This is a genomic window from Pseudonocardia sp. SID8383 (genome assembly GCF_009864975.1).
GTDB classification, from domain to species: domain Bacteria; phylum Actinomycetota; class Actinomycetes; order Mycobacteriales; family Pseudonocardiaceae; genus Pseudonocardia; species Pseudonocardia alni.
This window is the reverse complement of sequence record NZ_WWFY01001240.1, coordinates 1-6344: the sequence shown is the minus strand read 5'-3', so window position 1 is coordinate 6344 and position 6344 is coordinate 1. Positions and strand designations below refer to the sequence as shown.

Here is a 6344-nt window from a genome sequence, read left to right as displayed (position 1 = left end):
CGGTGCCGATCGGCAGGTAGCAGGCCACCGGGCCGGGTGTCGCGGCGGCGAGCGCGCACAGGTGCGCGGACAGCGCGGCGGTCGTCGCCAGCCGGTCGGCGACCGGGCGCCCGCGACGCGCCGCCAGCAGCGTGCGCCGCAGTGACCGCTTGGCGTCAGCGGCTCGCCCACCCTGATCAGGCGACGATCCACCCCTGTCCTCCGCGCGAGCCGTCACGGCTCCAGGCTAGAGCTGTGGCTAGGCTCGCCGACCATGAGCGTGCAGACGTCCAGCGGCACCGGGGCCTTCCGCACCGCCGTCGTCCCGGCGGCGGGTCTGGGCACCCGGTTCCTGCCGACGACCAAGGCCGTGCCGAAGGAGCTGCTCCCCGTCGTCGACACGCCCGGGATCGAGCTGGTCGCCGCGGAGGCCGCCGAGGCCGGCGCACAGCGGCTGCTGATCGTGACCTCCCCCGGCAAGGACTCGGTCGCGGCCTACTTCCGCAACGACGACGAGCTGGTGAAGACCCTGGAGCGCCGCGGCAAGGGCGAGCTGGCCGACAAGGTCCGCCGCGCTCCCGGCCTGCTCGAGGTCGACTCGGTGTACCAGTACGAGCCCAAGGGCCTCGGCCACGCCGTCGCCCAGGCCGGCCCGGCACTGGCCGACGACGAGCAGGCCGTCGCCGTCCTGCTGCCCGACGACCTGGTCCTCCCGACCGGGGTCCTCGCCCGCATGGCGCAGGTCCGCGAGGAGCACGGCGGCAGCGTCCTCTGCGCCTTCGACGTGCCGCGCGAGCAGATCTTGGCCTACGGCGTCTTCGAGGTCTCCGACACCGGCGACGACGACGTCAAGCAGGTCCACGGGATGGTCGAGAAGCCCGCCCCGGACGAGGCTCCGTCGACCTTCGCCGCGGCCGGTCGCTACCTGCTCGACCGTGCGATCTTCGACGCGCTGGACCGGATCACCCCCGGCGCGGGCGGTGAGCTGCAGCTGACCGACGCCGTCGCGCTGCTGATCTCCGAGGGGCACCCGGTACACGTCGTCGTGCACCGCGGCGGCCGCCACGACCTGGGCAACCCCGCCGGGTACGCGCGGGCCTACGTCGACTTCATGCTGCAGCACCCGGAGTACGGCGAGGACCTGCGGACCTGGCTGAACGAGCGACTGAAGGACTGAGAGTGCGCACGGTCACCGATCACCTGTCCCGGATCCTGGACGTGGCGGTGCGCCCGGCCCCGGTGCGCGTCGCGATCACCGACGCGCAGGGGCTGCGCAGCGCCGAGGAGGTCGTCGCGGCGCGTCCGCTGCCGGTCTTCGACCAGGCCGCGATCGACGGCTACGCGGTGCGCAGCGTCGACGTGGCCGGGGCCACCGACGCCTCCCCGGTCACCGTCCCGGTGGTGGGCGAGATCGCCGCCGGGTCGCGTCAGCCGCTGCGGCTGCAGCCCGGCCAGGCCGTCCGCGTCGCGGCGGGGGCGCCGCTGCCGACCCTCGCCGACGCCGTCGCACCGCTCGGGTGGACCGACGGCGGCACCGCGCGCCTCACCATCCGCCGCGGCGTGCCGTCGGCCGGCTTCGTGCGCCGGGTGGGGGAGGACGTCCAGTCCGGTGACGTCGCCGTCCGCGAGGGCGACGTCGTCGGCTCGGCCCAGGTCGCGATGCTCGCCGCCGCGGGCCGGGACAAGCTGCTGGTGCACCCGCGGCCGCGGGTCTCGGTCGTCTCGGTCGGCGACGAGCTGGTGGAGGTGAGCCGCTCGGCGTCGTCCGGGCAGGTCGCCGACGTCTGCTCGCACGCCGTGGTCGCCGCCGCCCGCGAGGCGGGCGCGGAGACCAACCGGCCCCGCACCGTCGGCGGCAGCGCCGCGGAGATCCGTGGCGCCGTCGAGGACCTGCTGCCGGCGTCCGAGATCGTCGTGGTCTGCGGTGCGGGCGGCGGGACGACCGCGGCCGAGGCCAGGAGCGGGCTGGCCGACCTCGGTGGCATCGACGACACCCGCGTCGCGATGCACCCCGGTTCCGCGCAGGGCTACGGCCGGCTCGGCCCGGACGCCGTGCCGGTGTTCCTGTTCCCGTCGCACCCGGCGACCGCGCTGGTGCTGTTCGAGGTGTTCGTCCGGCCGCTGATCCGGCTGGCGCTGGGCCAGGAGCCGATGCGGCGCACCTGGACCGCCCGGCTGACCTCCCCGATCGTCTCCCCGGCCGGGCGTCGGTCCTACATCCCGGCGCGGCTGCTGCGCTCCGACGACGGCGGCGAGCTGCTCGCCCAGCCGCTCGGTGTGTCGGGCACCCACCTGCTGGCGGTGCTGTCCGAGGTCAACGCGCTGGCGGTCATCGACGAGGACGTGACCGAGATGACCGTCGGTGAGCACGTCGAGCTGGTTCCCCGCGGGCGGAACTGAGCCGCGTGCCGCCGTCCGCCGTCCCCGAACCGCCCGGCGGTCACCCCGGCTGGCCCGCCGTCCTCGGACCGCTGCGGGTGCGCGGGCACGAGGTGGGGCTGCGCCCGGTGCGGCTGCGTGACGGCGGTGACTGGGCCCGGATCCGGGTGCGCGACGAGCACTTCCTGCGTCCCTGGGAGCCGACGACCCACGGCGGGTGGTCCCGCCGCAACTCCGGGGTGGAGTGGCCCGGCCGCTGGTGGCTGCTGCGCGGGGCCGCCCGGCGCGGGCTGTCGCTGCCGTTCGCGATCACCGTCGACGGAGCGATGGCCGGCCACGTCATGGTCGGCAACGTCGTGCGGGAGCCGCTGCTGTCGGGCTACGTCGGCTACTGGCTCGACTCGACCCTGGGCGGGCGGGGGATCACCACCGCGGCCGTCGCTCTCGTCCTCGACCACTGTTTCGGCCCGGTGCGGCTGCACCGCGTCGAGGCCACGGTCCGCCCGGAGAACGTGGCCAGCATCGCGGTGCTCGCCCGGCTCGGGCTGCGCCGCGAGGGACTGTTGCAGCGCTATCTCGACGTCGACGGCGCCTGGCGCGACCACTACGCCTACGCGGTGACCGCCGAGGAGGTCCCGCCGGGTGGTTTCGCGGCCCGGCTGGTGCGGGACGGACGCGCCTCGCGGTCCTGACCCTGCGCAGCGCCCACACCTCGCCTGATCACTCACCGGAGTCACACGTGTACCGCACGTCCCTGGTTTCGCACCCTCCGTCCGAGGGACCACGGCGCGTCGCGACCCGGGTGCGGAGGTCCGCCCGATTACGGTGATCGGTGGTGGCGCGGATCGGGGCCGTTCCACCGGGTGGACTGCGCCGGTCGGGGGAGGAGGCAGCCGTGCCCAGCTCTCTGATCTTCGTGGGTCTGGTCGTGCTCTGGCTGCTGATCCTCGTTCCGACCGTCGCCCGGCGCCAGCAGGAAGTGGCCCGGCTCAGCCCGGCGCTGCTGTCCGGGCGGGTGCTGGAACGTCCCGCGCGGCATCGACACCCGGAGGTTCTTGTGACACAGCGATCCGGTCCGTCCACGGTCGGCGAGCTGGCGGAGGCGCGGGACGACGTCCCCGCTCCCCGTGAGCGCTCCGACGAGGCCGACCAGTACGCCTACGACGACGTCGAGGACACCGAGATCGACGACGAGGGCCGCGTCCGCGGCCCCGGAGGCGACGACCACGGCGACCACCTCGTCGGCCACGACGACGCCGATCCCGACGAGCGGGTCCGGTCGGACCGGGAGCGCGACCCCCGGCCCGACGACGACCACGAGCCCGCCGGGCCCGTCGACGCCGACGACGAGCACGGGACCGGCGCCGACGGCCTCGACGAGGTCGACGGCCTCGACGAGGAGGGCTGGTCCCGCCCGCCGGCCCGCTACCGCCCCGGCCGCGGGGGCTTCGACCCCGAGGCCGCCGCCGCGGCCGCGCACGCCAAGTACGCGTTCCGCCAGCGCGTCGTGCTCGGTCTGCTGGTCCTGCTGCTCGCCGCCGGCGCGGCCGCGCTGCTGGTCTCGACGGTGTTCTGGTGGGTCACCGGTGTCGTCGGCGCCGGCCTGGTCGGCTACCTGACCTATCTGCGCCGCCAGGTCCGCATCGAGGAGGGCATCCGGGCCCGCCGCGCCGCACGCCTGGCCGGCACCCGGCAGTCCCCGGCCGCCGACGACCCCGAGCTCGACGAGTGGGCCCACCGCGGCCGCGACGCCTCCGCCGAGGAGCGGGCCGACGACGAGATCCGCGCGACCGCCGCCACCGTCACCACGGGCACCGACGAGGACGACGACTGGACCGCCGACGACGGCGAGCCCACCCGGGTCCGCGGCACCGGCGAGCCGCTGGGTGTGCTCCCGGCCCGCGGACGCACCGTCGAGGGGCCCGTCGGGACCGAGCACGAGTCGTCGCTCCCGCGTCTCGCCGCGGCCCCGCCGCCGCCGGTCCCGGCCGGGACGTCGCTGGTCGACGTGGACGCCGAGGAGGAGCCCGACGAGTTCGACACGGGCACCCCCCACCGGCGTGCGGTGGGCGAATAGGGGTCTGTTAGGGTTCTTCAGGTCAGCCCGCGAGGGCGGGCCTGAGACACCTGGGGCTGTAGCGCAGTTGGTAGCGCGTCTCGTTCGCATCGAGAAGGTCAGGGGTTCGATTCCCCTCAGCTCCACCACCACACGGCCGGACCCGACGGGTCCGGCGACGTGCCGGGCGTGGCGGGTGTCGGCGCCGCGGTCAGCCGTCACCGGCTCGCTCGGCGCCCGGCGGGAGGTCGAGTTCCCCGCCGTCGGTCAGCAGCTCGACCAGCCCCCGCGCCGCGGGGGACAGCGGGCGACGCGGGTCGTGGATCATGCAGATGTCGCGCTGCACCCGCGGTGCCCGCAGGGGGACACCGGCCAGCCCGGCGAAGGCGATCAGGGGCAGCACCAGCGCGGGGACGGCGGTCACGCCGAGACCGGCCGCGACCAGCCCGCCGACGGCCAGGATGTTGCGGGCCTGCACCACCGGTCCGGTCCGGACCCCCACCGCGGCCAGCACCCGGTCGGTGTCGGCGCGGATGCTGCTGCTCGGGTCGAAGACGACGAACGGCCGGCCCTCCAGCGCCGTCCAGGGCACCGCGTCCTCGCGGGCGAGCGGGTCGGTGACCGGGACGACGAGGTGGAACGTGTCGTGGACCAGCGGGGTCGCGTGCAGACCCGCCGGCAGCTCCCGCCCCACGGTCAGGCCGAGGTCGACGCTGCCGTCGCCGACCCGGCCGCGGACCTCCTCGGACAGCCCGTCGAGGACCTCGACCGACACCTCCGGCCGGGTCCGGCGGTAGCGCGCGAGCGCGGCGGGCAGCAGTCCGGCGGCCAGCGAGGGCAGCGCGGCCACCGACACGTGCCCCTGGACCCCGGCGACGTAGCCGGCCAAGTGGGCCATGGCCGTGTCGTGGGTGCCGACGACGTGCCGCGCGAGCTCGACGAAGGCCCGGCCCTCCACCGTCGCCGCCACCTCCCGGGTGGTCCGCCGGAACAGGGCCACACCGACCCTCCGTTCCACCTCCTGCACCGTGCGGGACAGCGAGGACTGGGCGACCCCTGCCCGTGCCGCCGCTCCCGAGAAGCCCCCGGCGTCGGCGACGGCGAGCACGGCGCGGAGCTGCCGGATGTCCAGATCGATGCGTGCCACGCATCAATGTATCGCGAATCGATGTTGGACAGTCAGGTGTCGCGCCCGTCACAGTGGCCCGGCTCCGCCAGAGAGGACCGACGATGGTGACTGTCCTGGGCTTCGTGACGATCGGGCTCATCCTGACCCTGCTGCTGACCCGACGGGTGTCGGCGGTGGTGGCGCTCGCCGGGGTTCCGGTGGTGACCGCTCTGATCGGCGGTTTCGGCCCCGCCGACATCGGGTCGTTCGTCTCCGACGGACTCTCCGGCGTCGTCGGGGTGACCACGATGTTCGTCTTCGCGATCGTGTTCTTCGGCGTCATGCGCGACGCCGGTCTGTTCGACCCGGTCGTCCGCCGGCTCGTGGCCCTGGCCGGCAACGCCCCGACGACGGTGTGCCTGGCGACCACCGCGCTCGCGATGGCCGCCCACCTCGACGGGGCCGGTGCCACGACCTTCCTCATCACTATCCCGGCGATGCTGCCGCTGTTCGACCGGCTCGGGATGAGCCGGGTGACGCTGACCGTGTGCGTCGGCATGGGCGCCGGGGTGATGAACCTGTTGCCGTGGGGCGGCCCGACGGCACGCGCCGCGACGACGGCGGGCGTGGACGCCAACGCGCTGTGGGTCCCGCTGATCCCGGCCCAGCTCGCCGGGATGGTGGCCGCGCTGCTGATCGCCTGGTTCCTCGGCCGCCGCGAGGGTCGTCGCGAGCCGGTGCGTGAGGCGGTCGGTGCGGCCGTCGTGGCGGAGCGGGTCCCCGCCGCGACCGCCATCGGCCCGGAGGCGGGGCCGGGCGGCG

The 6344-nt window shown here is 75.3% G+C and carries 7 protein-coding genes and 1 tRNA gene; 6 read left to right on the top strand and 2 right to left on the bottom strand.

Features of this window, described 5'->3' with window-relative positions:
- On the bottom strand, positions 1–217 hold a 217-nt coding region (locus GTW08_RS30500; RefSeq protein WP_202417930.1), incomplete at its 3' end, for a hypothetical protein.
- A 36-nt stretch (positions 218–253) separates the two neighbouring features.
- Here GTW08_RS30500 and GTW08_RS30495 point away from each other — a divergent pair.
- From GTW08_RS30495 to GTW08_RS30475, 5 genes are all read left to right on the top strand, one after another.
- Positions 254–1156: a UTP--glucose-1-phosphate uridylyltransferase gene (locus tag GTW08_RS30495; protein ID WP_073577596.1), complete on the top strand. Its 903-nt coding sequence runs from the start codon at positions 254–256 to the stop codon at positions 1154–1156.
- Positions 1157–1158: 2 nt separating this feature from the next.
- Entirely contained in the window at positions 1159–2379 is a 1221-nt protein-coding gene (gene glp, locus GTW08_RS30490) for a gephyrin-like molybdotransferase Glp (RefSeq protein WP_083474527.1), read from the top strand.
- A 5-nt stretch (positions 2380–2384) separates the two neighbouring features.
- The gene (locus GTW08_RS30485) at positions 2385–3050 is read left to right on the top strand and encodes a GNAT family N-acetyltransferase (RefSeq protein WP_253068818.1); all 666 of its coding nucleotides are present in this window, start codon (positions 2385–2387) and stop codon (positions 3048–3050) included.
- A gap of 203 nt (positions 3051–3253) precedes the next feature.
- The gene (glpR, locus tag GTW08_RS33150; RefSeq protein WP_073577599.1) at positions 3254–4435 is read left to right on the top strand and encodes a gephyrin-like molybdotransferase receptor GlpR; all 1182 of its coding nucleotides are present in this window, start codon (positions 3254–3256) and stop codon (positions 4433–4435) included.
- Positions 4436–4487: 52 nt separating this feature from the next.
- Positions 4488–4563 (top strand) — tRNA-Ala (locus GTW08_RS30475).
- Positions 4564–4625: 62 nt separating this feature from the next.
- Here the strand turns inward: GTW08_RS30475 and GTW08_RS30470 are convergent.
- Positions 4626–5561: a LysR family transcriptional regulator gene (locus GTW08_RS30470; protein ID WP_253068819.1), complete on the bottom strand. Its 936-nt coding sequence runs from the start codon at positions 5559–5561 to the stop codon at positions 4626–4628.
- Positions 5562–5644: 83 nt separating this feature from the next.
- Between GTW08_RS30470 and GTW08_RS30465 the strand changes: the two genes are divergently transcribed.
- On the top strand, positions 5645–6344 hold a 700-nt coding region (locus GTW08_RS30465), incomplete at its 3' end, for an SLC13 family permease (RefSeq protein WP_255497829.1).

What these genes read in the sequence shown, in the direction of transcription:
- GTW08_RS30495 (WP_073577596.1), top strand. Translation starts at nt 254, where the DNA reads ATGAGCGTGCAGACGTCCAGCGGCACCGGGGCCTTCCGCACCGCCGTC.